General features: G+C 37.2%; 25 protein-coding genes. 7 read left to right on the forward strand and 18 right to left on the reverse strand.

From position 1 onward, the window contains the following. Nucleotides 1-35 precede the first annotated feature (35 nt). From DK880_RS00275 to DK880_RS00300, 6 genes are all read right to left on the reverse strand, one after another. A complete protein-coding gene (locus DK880_RS00275) occupies nucleotides 36-1,334 on the reverse strand; it encodes an MFS transporter (RefSeq protein WP_109996860.1) in 1,299 nt (432 codons plus the stop codon). A gap of 136 nt (nucleotides 1,335-1,470) precedes the next feature. Then, a protein-coding gene (gene prfB, locus DK880_RS00280; RefSeq protein ID WP_204082267.1) for a peptide chain release factor 2 occupies nucleotides 1,471-2,560 on the reverse strand; the annotation gives its coding sequence in 2 pieces (ribosomal slippage) (nucleotides 1,471-2,502 and nucleotides 2,504-2,560; 1,089 coding nt in all). A 13-nt stretch (nucleotides 2,561-2,573) separates the two neighbouring features. Then, nucleotides 2,574-3,353 carry a hypothetical protein gene (locus DK880_RS00285; RefSeq protein ID WP_109996862.1) on the reverse strand — a complete coding sequence of 260 codons (780 nt, stop codon included), beginning with the start codon at nucleotides 3,351-3,353 and terminating at the stop codon, nucleotides 2,574-2,576. A 217-nt stretch (nucleotides 3,354-3,570) separates the two neighbouring features. Further along, nucleotides 3,571-5,079, reverse strand: coding sequence for an ankyrin repeat domain-containing protein (locus DK880_RS00290; protein ID WP_109996863.1), 1,509 nt, complete (start codon nucleotides 5,077-5,079; stop codon nucleotides 3,571-3,573). Between the two features lie 142 nt (nucleotides 5,080-5,221). Further along, nucleotides 5,222-5,842, reverse strand: coding sequence for a DUF6928 family protein (locus tag DK880_RS00295; protein WP_109996864.1), 621 nt, complete (start codon nucleotides 5,840-5,842; stop codon nucleotides 5,222-5,224). Nucleotides 5,843-5,930: 88 nt separating this feature from the next. Continuing rightward, nucleotides 5,931-6,371 carry a condensation domain-containing protein gene (locus tag DK880_RS00300; protein WP_162534047.1) on the reverse strand — a complete coding sequence of 147 codons (441 nt, stop codon included), beginning with the start codon at nucleotides 6,369-6,371 and terminating at the stop codon, nucleotides 5,931-5,933. Nucleotides 6,372-7,087: 716 nt separating this feature from the next. Between DK880_RS00300 and DK880_RS00305 the strand changes: the two genes are divergently transcribed. Further along, nucleotides 7,088-8,839 carry an ABC transporter ATP-binding protein gene (locus DK880_RS00305; protein ID WP_109996866.1) on the forward strand — a complete coding sequence of 584 codons (1,752 nt, stop codon included), beginning with the start codon at nucleotides 7,088-7,090 and terminating at the stop codon, nucleotides 8,837-8,839. An 80-nt stretch (nucleotides 8,840-8,919) separates the two neighbouring features. Here DK880_RS00305 and DK880_RS00310 read toward each other — a convergent pair whose 3' ends face one another. Continuing rightward, nucleotides 8,920-9,231, reverse strand: coding sequence for a hypothetical protein (locus tag DK880_RS00310; protein ID WP_109996867.1), 312 nt, complete (start codon nucleotides 9,229-9,231; stop codon nucleotides 8,920-8,922). Between the two features lie 940 nt (nucleotides 9,232-10,171). Here DK880_RS00310 and DK880_RS05060 point away from each other — a divergent pair. The 3 genes from DK880_RS05060 (at nucleotide 10,172) to DK880_RS05065 (ending at nucleotide 11,944) form a co-directional block, all read left to right on the forward strand. Continuing rightward, a complete protein-coding gene (locus DK880_RS05060; RefSeq protein ID WP_204082268.1) occupies nucleotides 10,172-10,462 on the forward strand; it encodes a hypothetical protein in 291 nt (96 codons plus the stop codon). Nucleotides 10,463-10,614: 152 nt separating this feature from the next. After that, nucleotides 10,615-11,580, forward strand: a complete 966-nt coding sequence (locus tag DK880_RS00320) for an acetyl-CoA carboxylase carboxyltransferase subunit alpha (protein WP_109996868.1) — start codon at nucleotides 10,615-10,617, stop codon at nucleotides 11,578-11,580. Between the two features lie 208 nt (nucleotides 11,581-11,788). Beyond that, complete coding sequence (locus DK880_RS05065) at nucleotides 11,789-11,944, forward strand: hypothetical protein (protein ID WP_162534050.1); 156 nt, start codon at nucleotides 11,789-11,791, stop codon at nucleotides 11,942-11,944. 160 nt (nucleotides 11,945-12,104) lie between these two features. Here the strand turns inward: DK880_RS05065 and DK880_RS05070 are convergent, their stop codons facing one another. From DK880_RS05070 to lolA1, 8 genes are all read right to left on the reverse strand, one after another. Then, on the reverse strand, nucleotides 12,105-12,647 hold the full coding sequence (locus tag DK880_RS05070; protein WP_162534051.1) for a hypothetical protein: 543 nt from the start codon (nucleotides 12,645-12,647) through the stop codon (nucleotides 12,105-12,107). 407 nt (nucleotides 12,648-13,054) lie between these two features. Next, on the reverse strand, nucleotides 13,055-14,539 hold the full coding sequence (gene dnaB, locus DK880_RS00335; RefSeq protein WP_109996871.1) for a replicative DNA helicase: 1,485 nt from the start codon (nucleotides 14,537-14,539) through the stop codon (nucleotides 13,055-13,057). A gap of 61 nt (nucleotides 14,540-14,600) precedes the next feature. Continuing rightward, complete coding sequence (locus DK880_RS00340) at nucleotides 14,601-15,059, reverse strand: SufE family protein (RefSeq protein ID WP_204082269.1); 459 nt, start codon at nucleotides 15,057-15,059, stop codon at nucleotides 14,601-14,603. 18 nt (nucleotides 15,060-15,077) lie between these two features. After that, nucleotides 15,078-16,313, reverse strand: a complete 1,236-nt coding sequence (locus DK880_RS00345) for an aminotransferase class V-fold PLP-dependent enzyme (RefSeq protein WP_109996873.1) — start codon at nucleotides 16,311-16,313, stop codon at nucleotides 15,078-15,080. 47 nt (nucleotides 16,314-16,360) lie between these two features. Further along, nucleotides 16,361-17,650, reverse strand: a complete 1,290-nt coding sequence (sufD, locus tag DK880_RS00350; protein WP_109996874.1) for a Fe-S cluster assembly protein SufD — start codon at nucleotides 17,648-17,650, stop codon at nucleotides 16,361-16,363. Nucleotides 17,651-17,752: 102 nt separating this feature from the next. After that, the gene (sufC, locus tag DK880_RS00355) at nucleotides 17,753-18,499 is read right to left on the reverse strand and encodes a Fe-S cluster assembly ATPase SufC (RefSeq protein WP_109996875.1); all 747 of its coding nucleotides are present in this window, start codon (nucleotides 18,497-18,499) and stop codon (nucleotides 17,753-17,755) included. 43 nt (nucleotides 18,500-18,542) lie between these two features. Then, the gene (gene frr, locus DK880_RS00360) at nucleotides 18,543-19,094 is read right to left on the reverse strand and encodes a ribosome recycling factor (RefSeq protein ID WP_239302526.1); all 552 of its coding nucleotides are present in this window, start codon (nucleotides 19,092-19,094) and stop codon (nucleotides 18,543-18,545) included. Between the two features lie 137 nt (nucleotides 19,095-19,231). Beyond that, nucleotides 19,232-19,969 carry an outer membrane lipoprotein periplasmic chaperone LolA1 gene (lolA1, locus tag DK880_RS00365; protein ID WP_109996877.1) on the reverse strand — a complete coding sequence of 246 codons (738 nt, stop codon included), beginning with the start codon at nucleotides 19,967-19,969 and terminating at the stop codon, nucleotides 19,232-19,234. 121 nt (nucleotides 19,970-20,090) lie between these two features. Here lolA1 and DK880_RS00370 point away from each other — a divergent pair, with 121 nt between their 5' ends. After that, the gene (locus DK880_RS00370) at nucleotides 20,091-20,327 is read left to right on the forward strand and encodes an ankyrin repeat domain-containing protein (RefSeq protein WP_109996878.1); all 237 of its coding nucleotides are present in this window, start codon (nucleotides 20,091-20,093) and stop codon (nucleotides 20,325-20,327) included. Nucleotides 20,328-20,470: 143 nt separating this feature from the next. On the opposite strand, the gene DK880_RS00375 is transcribed toward DK880_RS00370, so the two are convergent. The 3 genes from DK880_RS00375 to DK880_RS00385 form a co-directional block, all read right to left on the reverse strand. Beyond that, nucleotides 20,471-21,643 carry an FtsW/RodA/SpoVE family cell cycle protein gene (locus tag DK880_RS00375; RefSeq protein ID WP_109996879.1) on the reverse strand — a complete coding sequence of 391 codons (1,173 nt, stop codon included), beginning with the start codon at nucleotides 21,641-21,643 and terminating at the stop codon, nucleotides 20,471-20,473. 66 nt (nucleotides 21,644-21,709) lie between these two features. Then, nucleotides 21,710-22,972 (reverse strand): MFS transporter, encoded by a 1,263-nt coding sequence (locus DK880_RS00380; protein ID WP_109996880.1) that lies wholly within the window; start codon nucleotides 22,970-22,972, stop codon nucleotides 21,710-21,712. Nucleotides 22,973-23,145: 173 nt separating this feature from the next. After that, nucleotides 23,146-24,153 (reverse strand): hypothetical protein, encoded by a 1,008-nt coding sequence (locus DK880_RS00385; RefSeq protein WP_162534052.1) that lies wholly within the window; start codon nucleotides 24,151-24,153, stop codon nucleotides 23,146-23,148. A 461-nt stretch (nucleotides 24,154-24,614) separates the two neighbouring features. On the opposite strand from DK880_RS00385, the gene cutA reads away from it, so the two are divergent. Continuing rightward, the gene (gene cutA / locus DK880_RS00390) at nucleotides 24,615-24,953 is read left to right on the forward strand and encodes a divalent-cation tolerance protein CutA (RefSeq protein ID WP_109996882.1); all 339 of its coding nucleotides are present in this window, start codon (nucleotides 24,615-24,617) and stop codon (nucleotides 24,951-24,953) included. Nucleotides 24,954-25,163: 210 nt separating this feature from the next. Beyond that, on the forward strand, nucleotides 25,164-25,790 hold the full coding sequence (locus tag DK880_RS00395; protein WP_109996883.1) for a phospholipase D family nuclease: 627 nt from the start codon (nucleotides 25,164-25,166) through the stop codon (nucleotides 25,788-25,790). Nucleotides 25,791-25,842 lie beyond the last annotated feature (52 nt).

Below are 25,842 nucleotides of genomic sequence, written 5' to 3' on the forward strand. Positions count from 1 at the left end.
AGCAGCAGGAGAGAGATTGAATAATATAAAAGATTCTATTTATAATCCTGGTCACCAGATGTATTTTTTCGAAATATCATCGGAAAAATTACTATAGCTATTATGCCTAACAGCATGACACCCAAAAAGAATTGGGTCCAGGTTAGATAGGAGGCAGCCAATCCTGCAACAGTTTGAAGTAAAATACGTAAAATAGAATTAATCGATGCAATAATGGTATATTGCGTGGTCTTCCATTTACTAGTGCATAGGCTAGCAGAATAGGTAGTAAATGCTGTAACAGCTAATCCAGAAACAAAGAACTGTACAGCAGTAGCTCCTATAAATAAAAGGATATCATGTCCTATTAAGGCAAGCAACATTAACATAAAAGGACTCAATAATTGTACAATAGCCGCTATCCTTATACCTCGGTATATGCCCGTCTTGGGAATCAACATACCACTTAGTGTACTACCAGCAAGTGCTGCTAGGGTACCAATTTTTGTAGATAACGATACATCCGTATTTCTAAAAGATAAATCATTAGATAAATATACTCTTACTGTCATAGGAAGTATATCATTAGATTTATAAAGCAATAAAAAAAAGAGAGCCCCTAATAAATAGGGTTGTTTTTCCTTTAATAACAGAATACTTTTATAAATGATATGAAAATAGTTACGCTTATCTTGTAATGTGTTTGAAATTTTAGAGGTAGGTTCCCTAATACATAAAATAGTTATAGGTCCTAGATGGGCTAATAAAAAAACCATTTGGTACACTTGATGCCAACCATACTTAGCTGCAACATCCAATGATAGTACGCTTCCGATAAACATACCTAACCGGAATCCTATACTACTAGAGGCAATGGATAGGGGCAGTTCCTCTTTTGTATTAGGTCGTTCTATGCGATAGGTTTCCCACACAGTATCTTGTATAGCAGCAAAAAGAGCAATAGTAAATATGATACAAGCCATAGGCAAAATAGGGAAGGGCCGATGGGGGCTAATATCCAATAAGTTTAAACTTAACAAGGCAAGCAATAAGCAAATTTGTGTAGCCATAGCCCATCCCCTTCTTCTCCCTAGCTTGGCACATAAAAAAGGAACCGTATAGCGATCAAGAAAAGGGGCCCATAAAATTTTTAAAGAATAAGGACATGTAGCGAAAGCTAGAATACCCATTTTTCCAATAGGATAGCCTACTTCAGCTAATTGATTAGTAAGAATCGCAATGGCTATTAATGAAAAGACTGAACCTGAGATAAGCGCATTTAATAAAATGGCTATTAAATAGCAGCGCTCTTTGGGAAAGACCTTTTCCCTTAGTAATAATAATTTTACTTTCATCTCAAACTAATACGCTTTATAGCGTAGGAACCCAACTTGTTTACAAAGATAGGGAATATAACAAGTCGATACAATTTTCATTTACAATGAAAGACTTTTTAAAAAAGACGTTAAACGCTTTTTATCTTATTTAACGTTACTTTTGTAATAAATAACTTTTAATAAATCCATTAAGGTCTCCATCTAAAACTTTTTCTACGTCTTTACGTTCATGGCCTGTTCGGTTATCTTTAATAATCTTATAGGGATGCAATATATAATTTCTAATTTGAGAACCAAAGTCAATCTTTTTTTTAGAACGTTCTACTTCTTGTTGTTGCTCCCTTCTTTTTTCTAGTTCTTGTTGATAAAGCTTAGATTTAAGCAGCTGTAACGCTTTCTCTTTATTTTGCAATTGGGAGCGTTCTTGTTGGCATTCTACGATAGTACCAGATGGGATATGCCTAACACGGACAGCTGTTTCTACTTTATTAACGTTCTGGCCACCAGCTCCACCGGATCGAAAAGTATCCCAGCGTAAATCTGTAGGGTTTAGTTCAATTTTTATGGTATCATCAATAAGAGGGGCCGCATAAACAGATGCAAAAGAAGTATGCCGTTTACCTGCTGAATCAAAAGGGGAAAGGCGAACCAATCTATGGATACCAACTTCTGCCTTTATATAGCCATAAGCATAGGAACCGATAACTTCTAACGTTGCTGATTTTATACCAGCAGTATCACCTGATTGATAATGAATAGTTTTTACACTATAACCCTGCTTATTCCCCCACATGGTATACATGCGCACCAACATAGCAGCCCAATCCTGGCTTTCTGTACCACCTGCGCCTGGCTTTATATCTATTACGGCATTGAAAGAATCCTCTTTACTAGATAGCATGGCTTTTAATTCCATTTCCTCTAGAAGTGTAGATACTGTTTCAATTGTTATGCACAGCTCTTTGCTTAACTCCGCTTGTTCTTCAGTAGCAGATTGGCTCAATTCTTCTAGTAAAAGGAGTATTTCCCACTGGTCTTGCAGCAGATGGAACTTCTTAACAATCTCTTCTAGTTCTTTGATTTGCTGAATAGTTTTTTCAATTTCCTCTTGTGGATTAGACCAGAAGGAAGGAGCGGAAGCGGCTTCCTTTAAAGAGTGTAATTGTAGCTGCTTGCCAGCCAAGTCAAAGACAGTGCTTTAAAGCGGTTATCCTTGCTTCCAGATGATCGTATTGCGTTTGCATAAAAGACTTTTTATTAATGTTGTGTAGAGGTATCAAAGTGACAACGATTCCCTATAGAATCTTCTGTTTCATCTGCCGCAAATACATAGTGTGTAATGCGAACGGTTTTTTTATCCTTGCTGAGCTCACCTAATGGATTACTATAATTTTTAATCATTTTATGAAAAGTATAAATAGTAGTATAGGTAGTGTGCTTAAAGAAAGAGGCTAAATCAAAACTTTTAATTAAACAATTCGAGTGATTTTGGTAATCAATTAACTTTTTAACTATACCATTCAAATCCTCTCGCACAAAGAGCTCATTACTAAAGTTAAAATAGGTAATTTCAGGAGGGTCCAATCCTTCGTTAATTTTTATCATAGCCTTATTAAGGGCCTCTATATCTTTAAACCCGAACTTCAATTTAAACCGAAGCATCGATTTTTTGTCATTCTTTACAATTATACCAGTAATGCCAGTGATAGGGTTCAATGTTTTTTGTAGCGTACATAGAGGATTGTAAGCAATTAGTTTAGGAATATCTTGGTAACTTTTATTCAAATATTTAAGAAATGCAATGAGTTTAGCTGATTTAGTTAAGTCAACTTCAAGGCTAAATAATCCAGACCCATCCTCATAGAAATAGGCTCTTTCCGTAAAATTTACACCCAAGGCAGTGCTTGAGGTAGTAGCACAGCAAAAGCATAGACAAGAGAATAAGCCTAAACGTATTTTTTTTTGTATTGTAAGAAATTTATTAACCATTCTTGAAAATCTATTACCTAAAAGCTTAGTAGAAACCAATGCAGCCATAGTATACACTATAAATCGTAGGGTATCCCAGTTATCAATGGATTAAAAGAGAGGTGTTCTTTTTAATAATAATTACATTGAACTTTACCTAGCCAACTACCCACAATTGAGTTCATTTTCTACCCACAATTGAGTTCATTTTAATAAAAAAATAAATGGCAAACAAATTTTGGTTGTTAAATGTTATATAATTTATATTATGTTAAGTAGGAGCTGATTAAATTTTCTCTAGAAATGTCCTCAATAATGTCCTCAATCTTACTATTATTTTATTTGCTATTTTCTTCGCTCCTTTAGCCTGTAGTATATTAATACAATCTTGATGGCCAGATTGTTTTGCCAAATCTAAAGGTGTCTGCCCGTTATTATCTTTTTGGTTTATCTCGGCTCCTGCTTTAATTAAAGCGATAATACAATTTAGATTGCCTTCTTGTGCTGCCGAATGTAAAGGGGTCCATTCATCTTTATCTTTTTGGTTTACCTCGGCTCCTGCTTGAATTAAAGCATCCATACAACCTAGATTGCCGTTGTATGCTGCCAGATGTAAAGGGGTCCATCCATCCTTATCTTTTTGGTTTACCTCGGCTCCTACTTGAATTAAAGCATCCATACAATCTAGCTTGCCGTTTTCTGCTGCCGAATGTAAAGGGGTCCGTCCATCTTTATCTTTTTGGTTTACCTCGGCGCCTGCTTGAATTAAAGCATCCATACAATCTAGCTTGCCTCTTTGTGCTGCCGAATGTAAAGGGGTCCGTCCATCTTTATCTTTTTGGTTTACCTCGGCGCCTGCTTGAATTAAAGCATCCATACAATCTAGCTTGCCTGTTTGTGCTGCCGAATGTAAAGGGGTCCGTCCATACTTATCTTTTTGGTTTACTTCGGCTCCTTCTTTAATTAAAGCATCCATACAATCTAGATTGCCGTTGTATGCTGCCGAATGTAAAGGGGTCCATTCATCTTTATCTTTTTGGTTTACCTCGGCGCCTGCTTGAATTAAAGCATCCATACAATCTAGATTGCCTTCTTGTGCTACCAGATGTAAAGGGGTCCGTCCATACTTATTTAATTGGTTTACCTCGGCTCCTTCTTTAATTAAAGCGGTAATACAATCTAGATTAGCTTGGTATGCTGCCAGATGTAAAGGGGTCCGTCCATACTTATTTAATTGGTTTACCTCGGCGCCTTCCTTAATTAAAGCATCAAGACAACCTAGCTCGCTTTCGTATGTTGCCAGATGTAAAGGGGTCAATCCACCATACTTATCTGCTTGGTTTACATTGGCTCCTGCTTGAATTAAAACAGTGATACAATCTAGCTTGCCTTCTTGTGCTGCTAAATGTAAGGAACTCCGTCCATACTCATCTGCTTGGTTTACATTGGCTCCTTCTTTAATTAAAGCATCCATACAATCTAGATTGCCGTTGTATGCTGCCGAATGTAAAGGGGTCCATTCATCTTTATCTTTTTGGTTTACCTCGGCGCCTGCTTGAATTAAAACAGTGATACAATCTAGTTTGCCTTCTTGTGCTGCTAAATGTAAGGGACTCCGTCCATACTTATCTGCTTGGTTTACATTGGCTCCTTCTTTAATTAAAGCGGTAACGACACCTAGATTTCCTTGGATTACTGCCAGCTGTAAAGGGGTTCGTCCATATTTATCTATGTGATTTATATAAGCTCTTCCTTTAATTAATTTTTTAATACAAACTAGAAGTGCATGAAACATTGCGTTATTGTTTAATTGTTTGGACAGGAAAATAAATAAAGTAAGTTATTCCATTTTTAGTACCATAGTGATAACACTAAAAATACAAACGCTTGCAATTAATGGACTCCTTTGTATGCTACAAAAAACGCTTCACCAGGGTTTAGGCATATCCGGCAAGCATGGTATCAAGTAATTCGCTTGAACAAAAAAGTCCAATCCCAAAATAGCGGCTAGCTATGTCAGAAACAAACTCTTCCCCTACTTGATCTTCTGAGAAAGGTTCTCCTGGATAATCATCGAGTAGGTAGACCCTGTTACCATCTTTGTCAATGATCGATTGGCTCAGTAACTCTTTTTCTTGTTCTAAGGGGGAGCCATACTCTAAAAATGTTCCATCATTCCAAGATCCCCCTCTTGCCCGTATTTTTTGTCCATTTTTAATTACCGAATATCCCCAGAGGTTTACACCACTATGTAATACAATGGTACAAATTTCGGTATCTGGGAAATGGTTAATTAAGCGCTGTTCGATCGATGAAATATTTTTTTCAAAGGAGGCGCTTGTACCTAATACATTATTATTATCACAAATTATCAGATTATCCTTGTAAGACCCTATGTAAACGTTGTTTGTGCCCATATCCATTGCCTCCCAAAATGGTACGTTATCAACTTTTGTAAGTTCAGGCGACTCTAAATCTAGATCATTAAGTAATTCTTTAAAGTCTATATCATCAATTTGGGCTCTGATTATGATTGTTCCTGCTATCTTCCATCCCATGCTATGTATAGTTATATTGAATTAATGTAAAGGAATAAACAGATTAATACTATTTCTTTAAATATAAAAAATCAATCTATTTTTATTTTTATCCAACCTTTTCAATAGGATGTTGCTGACTATCCAATACTAGTTGATAGCTATTGCCCTCATTATCTTTTTTGATTAACGTTCTAAGAATTTCGTGTCGTAACACAATGTGCCTGATACTTTGCTCTAATATATCTAACCTAATAACTGGAGATAATTTATAAGTCATCTCAATATTATATGCATTGCTTCCTCCCTCATACTGATCCATAAACCATAAACGCTCTTGGCTAAAGGAAAGCAGTGGTTGTACAGATTGCTCTTTAAGCATGAGTATATCATAATCTTTAGTATAAACACAGTTAGAAACTAAATGTTGAAGGATTTGTTTTCGATTAAGCTTAATAAAATCTGTGTGCTCTTTTTTTAAAACAGCATTTTTAGGCACAAATAATTTTATATTACTGCCTTGACTCCAAATTTTAATGCCTTGGTGCATAATGCTATAGATATGCATCAGTATTGAGTTAAAATTCATAACTTTGTCGTTTGTTATATTAAAGCTTTCAGTTACATATTAGCAAACTTATCAGTTTTTGCAAGGTATAATAACCCTATACCACCCATACTTAGCGTATTAACAGGCTTACAGAAAGAGAATATCTACACTTATTTTGCAGAAGTTACCTTTATATCTAGTCTTAATCAGATTAAGTACTTATTGTCATCTTTTTTCATTTTACTGCTCATGTTTAAAGGCGAGGTCTCCATGGATTTCACCAATGAAATGAATTATTATCTAACTCATTTTCACTAATATTATTCGCAGGTGACATGACATACACAATATTTGGTAATACTATAAGATCACTTATTAAGTTGGATTTACTGTAGGCATAATCCAAGTGATAAATCCATGCTTTGTATATTATAAGTAATACACTGATTCTTACTAATTTTTGCCCCTCATGGACTAATTATACATATACATAAATCCAATCTAATAATGCAAATTTTGGATCAACCAATTACCGCAGAACTAATTAGTTTATACAGGAAGTTTTCAGCGCTTGTAAAAACTGAGGCCGTTGCAATAGAAAATTGCAAAGATTTTGTTATGATAACTCAATTTACGTTTAGATATTTTTGTAAGCTTATAGTACTATAATGTTATTGTTTATGTCCTTCCTGTAGTTTGAGATAAATAACTTAATTATGCGAACCATACAATTTATATTGAAACTAATACAACCTTATAGGACCTATATATTAGGCAACATTTTCGTTGTTTTATGTGCCTCAATCGATACAAATTTAAGGCCTTATCTCATTAAACTGCTCATAAATACAGCTATGGATGCTAACAGGAATAGTTTATTAACTATATCCAAAATATATGCATTTGTACAAATTGTACAGATATGCTTATGGACATTCAATGATTGGTGCCTTATCCAATATAGCCATTCTCTTAGGGCTTATGTAATCACGCTATTAATGGAGCGCATAAGAAATTATCCCTATAACTTTTACCAAAAACATGCTTCTGGTAGCATCATGGCAAAAATCAATGATGCGTCAAATTTACTGCCTGATATTATTTTTGTTATAATATATCAATTTATGCAAGTTACCCTAAGCATATTTTTTGCCCTTTTTCTTTTAGCAAGAATACATTATATATTAGCAGTGGAGATGGTTATCTGGATCAGTTTTTTCTTGATTCACACATACTTTAGCATCTCAAGAGGCAATGCTTTAACTATGGAGTATACAAAAGCTCGAGCAAATATTTGGGGCTATATAACAGATTATTTATCTAATATTTTAAATGTACACTGTTTTTCTCGAGAGCATTATGAAAAGCAACGATTGCACAATACAAATTCAAGAGTTATAGAAAATAGTAAAACATACGGGTATTTCTTGATGAGGATTCACTTTTTTCAAAGTGTTTTGATTGCTCTGTATACTATCTGCTTTTTGAGTAGTGTTACCTATCTGCAATCAATAAGCTACATCACTCCAGGTGATCTAGTTTTAATTTTCATGTTAAACTTTAGAATTGCTGATAAACTTAATGAATTATTAAGTCAGTTATGTCTCTTTTTTACTAACTGGAGAACAGCCATGGGAGCACTTGAAGTTTACAACTTTCCTATGGAAATACAAGATCAGGATAATGCAAAACCTATCATAGTAAGTCATGGGCAAATTATTTTTGATAAAGTTTATTTTCATTATGAAAAATCTAAACCGTTATTTCAAAACATTTCTTTAACCATCCAACCTCGACAACGAGTTGGATTGGTAGGAAATTCTGGAAGTGGTAAAACTACCTTTCTCAATCTTATTTTGAGGCTATTTAATGTAAATGCTGGAAATATTTTGGTTGATGGTCAAGAAGTACAAAGCATTACTCGGGCTTCGTTAAGAGAAGCTATTAGTGTGATTCCTCAACTACCAACTTTATTTCAACGTACTATAAGAGAGAATATCTTATATGGTAAGTTAGATGCCACTGATGATGAAATTATTGATGCAGCTAAAAAAGCACATGCACATCAATTTATTCAGCAACTATCCAGAGGTTACGAAACTGTAATAGGTGCGCATGGTACACAACTTTCTGGGGGGCAGATTCAAAGAATTGCTATAGCACGCGCCTTTCTTAACAGTGCACCCATTTTACTATTGGATGAGTCTACTTCCCAACTTGATCCCCTAACAGAGAAAAAAATCCAAATATCTCTTAGATATTTAATGCAAAATAAAACTACAGTCATCATAGCTCATAAATTGTCTACCTTGCTCAAGATGGACCGTATTTTGGTTTTTGACCAAGGTCAAATTGTACAAGACGGTACACATGCTGAACTGCTACAGCAAACTGGCTTATATAAAGTACTTTGGTATGCTCAGGAACAAAATGCTTTAATACCAACAATGGATTCTGTAGTTAGTTAAAACCGCATTGTGAACCAGATTTATAATTGATTATAAATCATACATGAAAGGTACTTAATTTTGGTTTGGAGTATGAATAATTATTTCAACGACTCGATTTTCCTGATGAATACATGTAATTCTTCTATTAAGTAGTCATCAAAAATAAGAATGTCGAAATTTATTTTAGGAGTAACGAATATCTCTTTTTCGGTATTGATTGCCTTTTTTAATACTTGAACTTCTTCTTGTTCTTGCGTAGCAGAACAAAAGCAGTTGTTAAAAAGTTGTTTATGGCGTTGCACTTCTTTTAAAGCAGCAGATAACGCTACTTTATTTATTTGTTCTAATACAGCTCGATTACACTTAGTGATAGTTTCAGCTGTTATTAAAACAAAACTAGAATATTGCAATGTTGATTTGTGTGATTCGTGGAGGTTGTTACACTAAAGATGTAAGATTAATTTAAATTAAATAGCGACCTGTAATGGTTGTGTGATTCGTATAGATTGCTACAGTAAAGATGTAGGATTAAGAAAAACCAGAAAATTAGGGGCAAGTCGTATGCAAACTAACTTGAAACGTTTGAATGGCATATCTTTTTCATTGAATACCACACATAAATCTTTTAAAAAAACATAAAATAAGTCGTTTACATATTAAACGCCATTACCGCAAACAAATTAAGCTATTATAACTGCAAAGTACAAGGAGAACGTATACAAATGGATGTGTGCAAAATAGCTGCGTCATTATATCAATACACTTAGATGATTGTACACGTTATAAAGTCCTTGCTCTATATCCCAAGACGTACTTCAAAAAATACGCTGGACCTTCCTTCAAAAATTGAAGAAAAAGATACCGTTTCATTGTCAAAGGATTCAAATTGACAGAGGACAGGAATTTTTCGCCTATGAGGTGCAAGAATGCCTCAGGGAGTGGGAAATTAAATTCCGTCCTATTAAGCCATTTTTTCCACATTTAAACGGTAAAATAGAAAGAGCATAGCGTACAGACCTAGATGAGTTTTATAGTAGTGTTAACATTAAGGATCCTGATCTACAGGTTAAACTTAGATCTTGGGAAGAATATTACAATAAACAACGTCCTTAGCTCTCTTCAAAGGAAAACTCCCTGGGAAAAATATAAAGAATTGGAAAATTTTATCCCTTGTTTAAGTGAAGTACAAAAAAATTACATTCCATCAAAAGAGCCATTTGCCACACAAAATCATAAACATGATCAAATGTTGCAATAACTGCGAAAACACAACATCATTTCACTTCATACGCATGGATGTCATGACATGTAAATTAATTATGGTGTTGCGCATAAGATGCATGGGGGGCTTTGGGTTATGTATGTCATTTTGATCCAATATGGCATATGAAATTCTGTGGTAGTTTTACCAATAAGAACCTACTGACGGTCTATAATACCTACCATTGGAATCTATACAACCGCTATGAGTTTACCTATTTTAACTTCCTAGTAGGCGGTCAAGGTAATTATAAGTTTGACCATCAACTATCAATATCTGCTTTTCTTGCTTCTATTTCTCTTCTTGCTTCTGCTGCTGCTGATGTTCCTGTTTATGTTTCTCCGATACGCAATTCTTTACTAGAATTACATGCCAACTAAGCGTAGAAACATATAAAAAATTATTCTATTGATCTATCACAACGGTCTCAAAGCGTTATAAAAACTATTTTTGTCTTACCTTAATCTTATTTTACCTTATCTTGTGTGCGTTAAAAGACATTTTTTTAAGAAACCCTTACAGTATACAGAAAATGGCAGTATTAGATTTTGAGAAACCTATCATTGAATTAGAAGAAAAGCTTGCTCGTATGCGCGAAGCAGCAAGATTACAAAATGCACCTGAACTGCTAATGGCTATTGAAAAGTTAGCCCATGATATTCGGGAGCTACAACAAAAAACTTTCCAAAATTTAACAAGATGGCAACGGGTTCAACTAGCACGCCATCCGGATAGACCCCATACACTTGATTATATCGAACAGATTACAGAACACTTTATAGAATTACATGGTGACCGGCTCATGGGAGATGATAAAGCTATGGTAGGAGGATTCGCTAAAATAGAGGACCATATAGTCATGCTAATAGGTTGCCAAAAAGGGAGAAACATCAAGGAAAAAAAAAGACACAACTTTGGTATGCCTAATCCAGAAGGTTACCGCAAAGCGCTGCGCTTAATGCGTCTAGCAGAAAAATTTAATAAACCAATTGTAACATTAATTGATACACCTGGTGCCTATCCAGGGCTGGAGGCAGAAGAAAGGGGCCAAGGAGAAGCTATCGCTACCACTATTCAAGCGATGTTTTCCCTACGTGTCCCCATCCTATCCATTGTCATTGGTGAAGGCGCATCAGGAGGAGCTTTAGCTATTGCAATAGGTGATTGTGTATTGATGCTGGAGCATACTTGGTACTCTGTTATTTCACCAGAATCATGTTCTACTATCCTATGGAAAAACCGAGATTATAAAGAACAAGCCGCTGAAATTTTACAAGTAACTGCTCATGATATGGTTAATTTTGGTTTGATAGACGGTATTATTAAGGAACCAGTAGGGGGAGCACATAGGAATTGGTCTATAGCAGCAACCCTACTTAAGGAAAACATCCTACAACATCTTCAACAACTACTCAGTAAACCAATTGATGCGTTGCTACAAACAAGAAGAGAAAAATTTTGTGCGATGGGTAGCATACGTGATACAACAACGCAATAACCCTACTCTATAATATGTAACCTTAGCACTTATAAAATAAACTGTTAGATAAGCGAAGAAACAATGGCAGAAACCCAACTACCTGAAGTAGTTGAACAGATACGTCCTTTAAAGCAAGATAAATTGCGATTTATCTATGATCTTGGCTGCACTTCTGTAAAATGTACTAAACAACATAATAACTGTAAAAACAGATTTTATTTTTCTTGTGCAAGTCAACAGCTATACAAAGCTATGGGAAGGTGTTAAAGCTGGAGAATCAGATTTTGATTGTATAGTAGAGCGTAAAGATAAAACGAACAGCCAACCAGTAAATGTGGTATGGCTTTTGATCGAGGATTATTTAGCTGGAAAGTATCCGTAAAGTCTACGCTTTAAGATGGTAGATAGAGGCATGTTTAACCAGGAAAATTTGCAGTAAGGTCGATAAGCCAAAACGCCATCATGTGCTTAGAGAAGTCTGTTAGTCAATTAATTTAATTTCTTGAGTTAACGCCATTGGAAGAACGGATACGTAGGAATTTTTAAGGTATCAATCCATACGTACCACAGACAAGATTATATAATTCAATACACGTTATATAATTTCCTTCTTTATATTCTTTTTCCATTTGTTCTACTGCTTTTTCTTGATTCTCTGCATATACTATTTTTTTTAATATTTCCATTGCTTTTTCTCCACTTTCTTTTTTTGCTTCTGCTTCTTTTCTTGCTTCTTCTGCTATTCTTTTTATTTTTTCTAATTTTTCTTCTGCTATTGCTTTTGCTGTTGGCTTCGGCTTCTTTTGTTGCTTGTTGGCGGATGCCTCATCACAATTCTCTGCTGCCATGTTGCCTGCTTTTGCTGTTGGCTGCAACTTCTTTTGTTGCTTGTTGGCGGATGCCTCATCACAATTCTCTGCTGCCATGTTGCCTGCTTTTGCTGTTGGCTGCAGCTTCTTTTGTTGCTTGTTGGCGGATGCTTCATCACAATTCTCTGCTGCCATGTTGCCTGCTTTTGCTGTTGGCTGCAACTTCTTTTTTTGCTTGTTGCTAGTGGATGCCTCATCACAATTCTCTGCTAGCATTACTGTAGAACAAAACAGTAAGGGTATAATATTTCTTTTAAAATTTAAAATTTCTATTACCCGTCTATAAAGTTCTTTTATCAAGCTGCTCATTGTTATTTGGTTTTTAATATGCCGGGTTTAAGTATTACTTTATAAAAATAATTTATTTATACTAAATATAGAATAGCAGTATTAGATTTTGAGAAACCCATCATTGAATTAGATGGAACGCTCACCCGTATGCGAAACGCAGCAAAATTAAAAAAACGCACCTGAATTACTAATGGCTATTGAAAAATTAGCACATGACATTAGGAATTACAATATAAACTTTCCAAAATCTAACAAAAAGAACTAGGCTCATTTGGATGTTATAAAGTTTAGTCTTCAACCTATACAAGCAAAAGAGCATTAGGAGAAATCAACTAAAATGGTTCATCCAATGCATTTACCTTACTAGAACGCATCACAGTAGTAACGGGTTCTAATGGCGCAGCAGCAGCTGACATACCCCCATCCACGAATTTCATATACCAGCCTATGAATTGTAAATTTATATGATCTAATGCTCCATTTCGGTGCTTGGCTATGATAACTTCCGCCAAGCCTTGCGTAGGATTCCCTGATTCATCTTCTGTTAAGCCATAGTATTCTGGCCTATATAAAAACAATACCAGATCTGCATCTTGTTCAATAGAACCTGACTCACGCAGATCAGAGAGCTGAGGCCGCTTGCTGCCTCCTCGTGTTTCTACTGCCCTACTTAATTGAGAAAGCGCAATAACAGCAATATCTAGCTCCTTGGCTAAGCTTTTAAGTGCCCGCGAAATAGAAGCAATCTCTTGCTCTCGATTGCTTCCTCCTCTCTTAGCATCCCCAGACATTAATTGTAAATAATCAATTACGATCAGTTGAATGTTATGCTTCGTTTTCAATCGCCTACATTTGGTACGCAATTCAAAAATAGAAAGTGCAGGGGTATCATCTACATAAATAGGTGCATTAGAAAGGGTTGCCGTCTTATGTAACAGCTGCTCCCATTCATGGTCCATAAGCTTGCCTTGTTTAATTTTTTCACTGGAGAGTTCTGCTTCTGCCGCAATCAATCGATTGACCAACTGTAGGGCACCCATCTCTAAGGAAAAAATAGCCACAGCTATTTGGTGATCTATAGCTGCATTGCGCAAAGCAGAAAGTACAAAAGCCGTTTTCCCCATACCAGGCCTTGCTGCTATAATAATTAAATCAAATTTCTGCCAGCCAGAAGTAACCCGGTCTAAAGCTGTAAAACCACTGGGGATACCAGTTAATCCATCTATGCGATTGCGGCGGTGCGATAGATTGTTAAAAGCTTCTACCAATAAAGTACGCATGGCTACATAGCCTTTCCGTACATGGGCATCAGAAATTTCGAAAAGCGTCTGCTCCGTACGATCCAAAACATTAAATACATCTACCGTAGGATCATAGGCGGATTGCTGCGTTTTACTGGAAAGAGTAATTAATTTTCTTCGAATGGCATATTCAATAATAGCCCTGGCATGGAACTCAATGTTGGAAGCAGAACTGATTCGTGTAGTGAGGTAGCTAACATAATAACTCCCTCCTACAGCGGCTAACTTGCCTTCTTTACGCAATTGATTCACTACTGTAAGCATATCTACAGGCTCAGCAGCACTAAAAAGATGTAAAATGGCTTTGTAAATTTCTTGATGCGCTTCTTTATAAAAACTATCCGGTTGTAATAAATCTATAACACTGGCTAAAGCTTCTTTCTCTAGCATCAATGCACCCAATATACCTTCCTCTAACTCTATGGCATGCGGTGGATACTTGGCATGGGCAGCTAATCCATCCACTGTAGAGCGCAATGGTTGCTCTCTTTCTACATTCGGTGTATAATTTGTCATAATACTGAAGCAATGTGTTATTACGCTTAACTAATCGTATAGTTTAACTTACAAGCCCCGCTTAACAAGTATGGCAACACGGAGCAGTTTGTGCCAACCTAGCTACTGCTTTTAACTTAATTGTCTTAATCATATGTGCTAACCCGCTGCTGCGTTGGAATCCTATAAGGGCATGCATGCCAATCGCTTCCATAAAATAAAGCTCAGCGGCTGCAATAGCTTGTCCCGGCTGACCAGAAAGAACTTGAAGCAATAGCGCAATCAATCCCTTCGTAATGGCGGTGTTGCTGTCTGCTTGGAAGAAGAGCAATCCTTCACTTTCTCTGTCTACCAGCCATACTTTAGACATGCATCCTTGTACCAAATGGTTTTCTGTCTTATAGCAAGACGCCATAGTAGGTAAAGCGGTACCAATATCTATCAGATAATCTAGCATAGCTAGCCGGTCATTGCCTAAAGTAGCAAATGCAGCTATGATAGCATCTTGCTGTTGATCAATTGCTTTGGAATCTTGTGCCATATACATAAACTATATAAATCAATATCCTTTTTGTATAATTTTATGCAATGCTTCTAAAAACAGATCTATTTCTTCAAGGGTATTGTATATGGCAAAAGAGAGGCGTACCACACCTTCTATACCCAACCTATGCATAAGTGGCTGGGTACAGCAATGCCCTGTACGTACGGCAATTCCTTGTGCATCCAACAATAACCCAACATCTAAATGATGCCTATTGCTTAAATTAAATGCAATAATACCTATCTTTTCAGCAGCAGTTCCAATCAGCTGTATGCCTGCTATATGGCTTAACCCCTTCAAGGCATGACTTACCAAGGTTGCTTCCTGTTTAGCTAGCTTCGCATACCCTATGCGAAGCAACCATTCAATGGCTTCGCTAAAGGAAATGATGGAAGCCAGCGGCAGCGTTCCTGCCTCAAATTTATAGGGGGGGGCTTGGTAGGTTACTGTTTCCAAACGTACTGTATCGACCATACCACCACCTGCTTGATAAGGGGGCATCCTTTCTAGCCATTCCTCTTTGCCATACAAAACGCCCAACCCCGTTAGTCCATACATTTTGTGCGCAGAGAAAACAAAAAAATCACAATCCAATGCCGCTACATCAATAGGTAAATGGGCTACTGCTTGCGCCCCATCCACCACAACAATAGCGCCTTTGGCATGTGCTTGCTCTATAATGGCTTTAATGGGAGTAATGGTCCCTATTGCATTAGATACATAAGTTAATGCTACAATTTTAGTACGCTTGGTAATCCATTGATCCAACTGGGTTAGGTCCAGCTGCCCCGTATCATCTATAGGGAGCAGCTTTAAAGAGGCATTTTTTCGTTTACAAAGCAGTTGCCAAGGAACAAAATTGGAATGATGCTCCAAAACGGAAACCAATACCTCATCCCCTGCACCCAATACCATCTCCCCATAGGTAGCTGCAATTAAGTTAATGCTTGCTGTAGTACCCGCTGTAAAAACAATAGTAGCTGGCTTAGGGGCATGAAGGAATTTTTGTACGGCAGAACGCGTTGCTTCTAAAGCTGTGGTAGCCTGCGAAGCTATGGCATACATCCCTCTATGGATGTTTGCATTCTCTTGCTCATAAAAACATTGCGCCTTGCGTATAACCGATAACGGTTTATGGGTCGTAGCTGCATTGTCCAAATAGACTAAGGCCTTATTACCATAAACACGTTGGCCTAAAATCGGAAATAATTCCCTAATTTGACCTATATCCAAAGCATCCGTAACAACCATTCTGTCAACTGGCTATCTCTACATTCAGTCTAGCCTAGTCTAAGGTACTATAATTTCGCAAGCTTTGCTAGCAATTTAGCGCTTATATACTGTTTCAGTTCAGCTATAGGAACCGCATCAATGATTTCTTTCCCAAAGGCCTCTAAGAGTATTGTTTTAGCCAAATCAGCATCTATGCCTCGTGATTGCAGGTAAAAAAGCTGCGTTGGATCTAACGCTCCAGTGGTAGCACCATGCGAACACTTGACATCATCTGCATAAATTTCCAACTGTGGTTTGACGTAATGATGGGCTAATGGAGATAAAACAATGGCATTATTGGTTTGATAGGCATTGGTTTGTTGTGCTTCTGGGGTTACATAAATGCTTCCATGAAAAGCAGCTGTAGCCTGTCCGCCTACTATTCCTTTGTAATGCTGCTTGCTAAAGCTTTGTGGATAACGATGCGCTATTTGCACACGGTAATCTACTTTTTCCTCTGCCGCAAGACCATAAAGACCATAAAGATTAGCGGTAGCATGCTTCCCATTTAATTGTGTAATAAACCGCATACGCAGTTTAACGTTACCCAAGGAAAAAACATAATGGTTCAATGAACTATCCGCTTTTTGATTGCAATGTAATGTATGTACCTGGTAACAAGGCGTATGCCCCAGCGTATAGTAGGATAACTCAGCGCCTGCCGATAGGAGGACATGGGTTAAAGCATTGATAAAATGGGCGGTATGGTCGATCACATAATTATGTTCTACTATTGTTACCCGGCTAGATGCGCCTACTTTAAGCAGCAAACGGGGCATTATATGGGGAACAGAACCTGTTATAATATTCTGAATAACAATAATATCTTTTAAGTCAACCGTATCATTAATCTTTAAGAAGTAGATTTCTTGGCACAGCATATGATTGAGCAGCACAAACAGATCCTCCTCCGATCCTAAGTCTGCCTGGTAATCGTTTAGCCATGCTTGTTGCTCTTCGGGGGGGAGATCTGCCCACTTCCACAATTGAACCGCCTGGCCCCTTGCATCAAAATAAGAATCCGCTTGAGAGAAATTTCCATCTATAAACGTTACAATAGCTGCTGCCGTTCCATAGGTTTCTATAGCTGATAGAGGCATGGATTGTATACAAGAGCCCTGTACCGCATGGCTTACATAGGCCTGTTGGGTTAACTGACGGATAAGATCCTGTAAGAAATTATAGTTTTCTTTCTGATTTTCTATAATATTTAGACAACTCAATCTATTGAAAGCAAGCGAGCGTTCTGAATAAAGCGGATCTGTTGGCGTAACTAAAGCAAAGGCTTCCCCCAGCCAATCTATAAATGTTCCCATAGCATTTAGGCTAATGTAGCCCTTCCATACAAAATAACTTTTCCTCTACTTTTAAAATAAGTCAAGATCAAACTAAGCGTTCCCATGCGTTATTGTATAAAATTAAGTGGGTTGTACCATCCGTTCATAGCCTTCCTTCTCTAGTTGATGAGCCAGCAAACTATTGCCAGATTGTATAATTTTCCCCTCGTAGAAAATATGTACAAAATCTGGTATAACATAATTTAACAATCTTTGGTAATGGGTGATTAAGATAATAGCATTGTTTGCATTGCGCAACTGATTGATACCTTGCGCTACAATCTTTAATGCATCAATGTCCAGACCGGAATCGGTTTCATCCAAGATAGCCAAAGTAGGCTCAAGCATAGCCATTTGCAGCATCTCATTGCGCTTCTTTTCTCCTCCAGAAAAACCCTCATTGAGTGAACGTTGTACCAATGATGGATCCATCTGTAATAAGGCCATTTTCTCCTTTAAAAGGGCTAAAAATGAAACCGCATCCAAAGGGGGCAACCCTTTTTGTTTTTTTATTTGATTAATAGCTGTTTTTAAAAAATTTGTTGTGGTAACACCCGGAATTTCAACTGGATATTGAAAAGCCAGAAAAAGACCCAGCGCAGCCCTGGCTTCTGGTGCCAATGCCAACAAGTCCTGGTTATACAGCTGCACACTACCTTGTATTACTTTGTATTCTTCTCTACCAGCTAGCACCGCGGCTAAGCTGCTTTTACCCGATCCATTGGGTCCCATAAGGGCATGTACCTGACCTGCATTGACCTGAAGATTCACCCCATTCAATATTTTTTTATCCCCTATACATACCTGTAAGCCCTCTATCCTAAGCATGATTTTGTTGTTTTATTTAAATAAACGAAGGCCATCTATCAGATTATATGGATAAAACATCTGTTTCCTTTAAGGCCAATAGATGATTGATTTTATCAATGTATAGGTCTGTTAATTCTTGCAATTTTTTTTCTGATCGTTTTAGTTCATTTTCTGATATACCTTCTTTTTGTGCAGCTTTTACAATTTCTTTATAGTCCCGTCGCAGGTTCCGAATCACTATTCTACTTTTTTCAGCTTCCACCTTAATAAGCTTTACCAATGCCTTACGTCTCTCTTCTGAGGGGGGGGGTAGCGTAGCCATAATCACGCGCCCATCATTTTTAGTAGCAAAACCTAGCTGACTTTCTGTAATAGCCTTTTCTATGAGGGGAATGGCTTGTTGCTCCCATGGTTGAATGGCCAAGGTACGTGCATCGGCCGTTTGGATGGAAGCCAGTTGATGCAGTGGGGTAGGATTTCCATAATAAGCCACCAATAAACCTTGGAGCATTGTAGGTACCACACGCCCTACATGCAGCTTAACGAAAGCGTCTTGTAGATGGGCGTAGGCCTTATCCATGTCCCGCTTGGCTTCCTCTAAATGCTGTTGCATAATAATCTCCATAAACAATAGAAAGGTTATATACTAATATAAAAACCACGTAAATATTTGATTCGCTTGCTATTTGCTATCTAATACAATATACCATTTTATCAATGATAGCACCGTACGATTCCTATACATTGCTGCTATGATTCCATTTCATCGCTTGATGCTTCATCTTCTCTTAGATCTATTATTTCTATGTCTCCGTGTGCCATTGGATCGAATGTAAAGTAATCGTCTGCTAACGGAAGATTTATAGAAAAATTATCCAATGTACAAATATAGCTTGTTTCATCATTTTGTACTATTTCCCATCCATGAATTTGTGCAGTAGCCCGATCAATCGCTAAAGTAATATGCTGCCAATCATTATTCGCTATAGGTATTAACTGAACCAAATCTTGGATGCGTGCTTTTTTAGCTAGCGAAACAATTTGTTCCCCCTTATAAGCAAGGATATAATCTTGCTGGTAACGTCTACAGAGCTCAAGAAAGTTCAAGGCATAATCTGTTTTTTCGTAGGAACTTATGGTAACCTCTTTTAGGTCTTTATCATACACCCAGATGGTTTCTCCATCTGTTATGGTCTCTTTATGGTTATAGCAGCATCTGGATTGTTCTCCCCGTACTGTAATAACCATAGTTGACCGGTATAATTTATCTTCCTCTGGATAACGTATACTCAGGCGATAAACCGCACGAAAATTTTCCAATGTTTGGTAATAAGCAACCGTTTGTTCTAAAACAGCCAACGCCTTTTCATCCATTGCTTCAGCAGCTGCAAAGGCAACTTTACCCACACAAATCAATTGCAAGAAGAGCAAGAAGAGAACGAACTGTCCCACTCCCCTCCTACATTTCCCAATAGCAACCGTTAGCATACCAATAACCTCTCGATAAAAAACTATTCATACAATAATAAATAAAAAATCATTGGTCACCAGCTATACCCTTCTGGATTTTTAAAATCTGTCGCCTATACGTTACCATTTTATTTATAATATGCAAAACTTAAGTTTAAAAAAAGTATGGTGTCTATATTGTTGCTTTAGCAAAGAATTCAGTATCAGAGAAACAGCAGCAGCAGGTAAGACCCCATTACATAAGGAGGCAGCTAATGGTTATGTAGCTCGTATTGAGGCTTTAATTAACGGAGGAGCGAATGTAAACCAAAAAGATAATAATGGGTATGCTCCTTGGATGAGGTATAAATACAGTTACAAGAGGAACCCTTTCTGAGACAAAGATAGGCAGCATGAGCTGGAGTCCATTAAAAAGACTCCTACGTATAGGAGCCTTTGCGTTATAAACCGTTATGCTATAACAATTGTACTATATTAAAACATAGGCAAGAGGTCAAAGGCGGAAAAATGTATATTTGTTTAAGCTAAATTCTGTGCTTTATATCTATTGCAAGGGATTCCGGCTGCTTCTTGTTGTAGGATGGCTAATTCTGGATCAATTACGCCTCGGCTAATGCTTAACAGTATACCCAGCGCAATGCCAGTAAATACAATAGAGGTGCCACCCATACTTACAAACGGTAAAGGCAAGCCTGTAACAGGCCCCAACCCTACTGCTACAGCCATATTCAATAATGCTTGAAATACTAGTAAAAGACTTACACCTATAGCCAATAGGCCCGCATAGGAATTCGCAACAGTAGGCAACAAAACAATGGCTCTATACAACAGCAGCAAATAAAGTAGCATAACGAATAGGGCACCTACCAATCCGTACTCCTCAATGAGGATGGCATAAATAAAGTCAGAATAAGGATGAGGCAAAAAGTTACGTTGGCTGCTTTTACCAGGTCCTTTCCCCATAATCCCTCCTGTTGCGATAGCGATATAGGCCTGTTCCACTTGAAAAGAGGTTTCCCCTTTAAGAAAATTTTCTATGCGTTTAGCAGCGGTTTTACTGCGCTGACCTAAGCACAAAGCCCCTCCTCCCATTAGGCTACCCATAAGGGTAATAATACATAAATATTTAACCGGAATTCTACCGATATACATCAATACCAAACAGGTACCAAATAACAAAATAGCAGCAGAACAATTGGTTAAAGCAATTAACCCACTGACTAGACCAATCCACACGAACATAGGCAAGCATGTTATCTTTAAAGAGGTAATATTTTTTTGTTGTTTAGCTAAGTGATAAGAAACCTGTATGATTAGCGCAAGTTGTGCAAAGTCTGAAGGTTGAAAAGATTTATTGATAAGCGGAATAGGCAACCAACGAGAAGCTTCATTTAGTTTTAATCCATACTTCCAAGTAAGCAACAGCAGCGGAATAGAGCTCCAAAGTGCTGCTTTAGCTATGGTTGCATAATAGCGGTAATCCACACGGTGCAACAACCACATAGCACTCAGTCCCATTCCTATCAGTATAACTTGCTTTAGTAAATAATATTCTGTATTGTAGTGCATTTGCCTATAGGCTAAGGAGCTAACCGCACTATAAACGGTTAGCATACTTAAGCTAGATAGTAAGAAGGCAACACCCCATATTACAGGATCTCCTTTTAATCTTGCTTTAATTAACCCATGCATAGCATACGTCCGTTCATTCTAGAAAAGTTTTCAGAAACCTATCGTGTACAATATTGGGATCATACCTTATGATGTAGCATTTTTCATCAAGCTGTTAACTGTACTGCGCATTAAATATAGGCTCAGTAAAAATAAGACCGCAAGCAACATAATATAGAAAGCAGGTGCAAACTGTAATTTTGTTTGTGTAATCAACCAATGAGAAATAGGAGGTGTAGAGCCTCCAAATAGAGCAATACCTAGGTTATAGCTAAAGGAAGCCCCAGAAAATTTCTGTTCCGGCTTAAAAAGAGAAAGCACAAAAAAATAGGCTACTCCCCCCATGACTCCACTAAGCATACCCAATACAGTCAACCCAATGATTTGGTGCACTATGGATATAAAATGAGTCATGTATACTAAAGTAGGCAAGATCAATAAGCACAATGCTATACTAGCTCTAACTATTGTCTTAAAAGGGCCAATTCTATCAGCTAAACGACCAAACAAAGGCATACTAAGCATAGATATGAATGAAACATAGAAAAGGTAGCTTAGGGCAATTGTATTATCCAGCTTTAATACTGTATGGTAATAGACATTTGTATATGATTTCACTAGGTATACAATACTACTAGCCATAGATCCCACACAAAAAGTTACAAACATAGCTTTCCAAGCTGTTCGGACAACTACACGGAAAGGATCCTTAAGTGTTTTCTTTTGTTCCATAAGCTGCTTAAAAACAGGTGTTTCCACTATTTTCAACCGCAAAAAAAAGCCAGCTAGTCCCATCAATCCACCTAACAAAAAAGCAAGACGCCAAGCAAAAGCAATAGGGTATTGCTCCGCTAGGATTCCTACAAGGCTAGCCAATAGTGTACCAACAAGATTAGAAGCATTGACTAAACCAGCTGTAAAACCAGGTTTTACATGCCGATAATGCTCTAGGATATAAATAGCTGTTCCAACGCTTTCTCCACTGATAGAGAGCCCCTGCAGAAGCCGCAGGCCAAGCAATAGTGCGGGCGCATATATACCCATATCTTCATAAGTTGGCATACATCCCATGAGCAATGTAGATAGAGTCATACCACTCATAGCCATCGTAAGTGCTAAACGTCTCCCATATCTATCCCCAATAAAACCAAAAAAGATACCCCCTATGGGTCTAGCAAGCACGCCTATTGTGAAAATAATGAGGGTCCACAAGATATGCTTTTGTTGGGAACCTTCAGGGAAAAAAGCACGACTAATAACAGATGAAAATACTGAGTATACGGTAAAATCATAATATTCTAGTATATTACCTAAAATAGCTGGTAATAGAATGGAGGACGGTTTTCGCATATTAATATAAATCTTTACTATAAATAACTAAAGGGGTCCTAACACGAGTCATAACCCCTTTTATTTTTTATCCTAATCTGCTAGCGCTAAAGCTGGAATTTTTATTTCTTCTTCTGAAGCATTCTATAGGGATCCATTATACCTATTTAAAAGCTTATCTGCTTTCTTTTATCTCATTTTGAATGATTAACCAGTGGCAATAGCACTAGTGAGCTTAACATTACAGCTATACCCAGCACAGGAAACGCTATGCCACTATTGTTTTCAGGGACAAGTAATGCCGCCTCGTTATTACCCCCATCGGCAGGTAAGCTTATTGCTACGTTCCTTAAATCAGATTCTTCCTTTTCAATGGTATTGATGGTATCTGCTTTCTTCTTTATTTTATCTATTATTCCCCTTGAAACACCTTGCTGTAGCAAAGCTTCTGCATGGCCTACTACCTCAGCTGTTATACTTTCAGAATTTGGAAAAGTATGTATACAATATCCTGTATCTTCTTTAGCTTTCCTTGTGATAGCGTTTATATTCCATAATAGCTTCTCTTCGTAGGCCTCTAATACGTCTAAAAGCGCTGCTGTAATTTCCTCATTTTCTAGATTTCTTAAATCCGATGCCTTCTTTTTAATAGCCTTGGCCTTCTCCATTATTTCATCTACTACGCCCCTTAAAGCGCCTTGCTGTAGCAAGGATTCTGCATAGCGCACTGCTTTATCTGCCATACTATTGGGATCATCCAACAAAATATGCCTACAGAACTTTGTATCTCCTGGATTTGGGCATGCCATGGCATCAAGCACAGCACTTTTATTCCATGATAGCTTTTCTTCCAGCGCCTTTAAGTCTGCTAAGCACTCTGTTGCCGCAACATGCAAAAACACTTCTTTATTGCTACTGCTTGATCCTCTTAACAACTCCCCTGCCTTGCTGTTTATAGCAGTGGACGTTCTGTGTTTTGCTAAAGACATATTGTGAGGAACAGCATGCTTAGACGCTACTCTTATCTCATTAGGGAACGTTATAACACTACTACGCTTAACACTACCACACCCCATGAGCAGCACTATATGCAGAATAGATAACCCTAGCCTAATGATATCCCTTTTCTTTATTATAATTATATGGAATGCAGAAACTGTTTTATTGCTTACGTTGCTTACATTAAGTATGTTTTGTCCCATAGGTAATGATTTTTTAAACTTTACAATCAAATTCCAAAACATCAACCAAGAGTGGTTATACAACCCTCCCTTGGACTTCCTCCTGCCTTAACTATTTATACCTATTACACTTTCTTACCTATTTGTACTTTCCTATCTTCCCATACTTCCTTCTATAAGCTCCCCTCTATACGCTTTTCCCTGTTTTATTACTCCTTTATCTTCTAACACTGATTTACTCCCCTCCTTTACCTTTTCTTGGTGCTAATATACCATATTTAACCAAATAATAATAGCCCATATTCCCCTATGTATTTGTCAACACAACATCCTTTTTGGGTCTAATAAATTTGCAGCAGATAGTAGGTATAACTTGGCTTGGCTTTAGTTGTACCTTAAGCAGTAAGGTATTATGCTATATTTGGCTACAAAATTTTAAATTAGGTATGTATGCATTTCTCTAGAACATTAACCAGGAAACGATGCTATCCTTACTTTATGTAACCTGCCCAACCCTTGAGGAAGGGAGGCATATAGTCACTATCCTTCTGAGCGAACGCTTAATTGTTTGTGCCAATATCATCCCTACCGTCTTCAGCTTATACCAATGGGAGGGAAGTATACAAGAAGGTAAAGAAGCTATACTACTTATAAAAACAGCAGTTGATTTAGTTGCTAGTGTTAGTTCCCGGATTAAGGCGCTGCATTCCTATACCTGCCCTCTTATCTTAGTGATAGCTGCGGATGCAACCAATCCAGCTATTGACGCTTGGCTAAAGGAAAGTATACATAAAGAGCACACAACTGTTGATGAGACCTGATAATACTATTTTTTGATAAGAAAGAATAAATAAAATATTTTATTTATTCTTTCTTATTCTTTTGTGCAACCTTTCTAAAGTACAGTAATTTAGATTTTTAAAATTTTTACTTATTCAGCTTATGGTGCTTCATAGCGTTAACTAAAATAACTTTACGGTTAAATAGGCCATATATGCTATATGAATTGGTATGAAAATCTTAAATAATTTATGAAAAAGTTTACCCTTCGAATAGTAGGATGCCCTATAACCAAAACTCAAGTTAAGTACATCCTAGCTATAGTAATGGCCATCAGTAGTTTACTAACTCATTATAGCGCCTGCCAGCCATTTAGGCGCGGATCTAATGCTATAATGATAGAAAGCTACTTTACACCAGAAGATCCTTGTACAGATATCGTTGTATCTAGGATTAGGTCTGCTAAACAATTAATTTTAGTTCAAGCTTACGTATTGACCTCCCTAAAAATCGTCCAGGCATTACTACAGGCACATCGTAAAAAGATAACCGTTCAAATACTCATTGATAAAAATGCCCTAGCTTCCTATGGAAGTAAAGTAACCCTGCTACTAAAACAGGGGATTCCTATTATTATAGATAAAACAGCGGGACTTGCCCATAGCAAAACCATGATTATTGACGACCTATATGTTATCACTGGCTCCTTTAATTGGACCCATAGTGCACAATCTAAAAATACAGAGAACCTGATTATTATAACGGGAGCAGAGAATAATAAGCAATTTAAAGAAAACTGGTATAAAAGAGCAACAGCTGGAGAGCGGTTAACACTACTTCCTATTCATTCAGCTTACCACACGTCAGCTCTCGTTTGAATTACTGGACTAAAACTGAAATAAAAAAAACCTTTCTTACCTAAGGGAACAC

The sequence above is a fragment of the Candidatus Cardinium hertigii genome (genome assembly GCF_003176915.1).
Taxonomy (GTDB): Bacteria; Bacteroidota; Bacteroidia; order Cytophagales; family Amoebophilaceae; genus Cardinium; species Cardinium hertigii_A.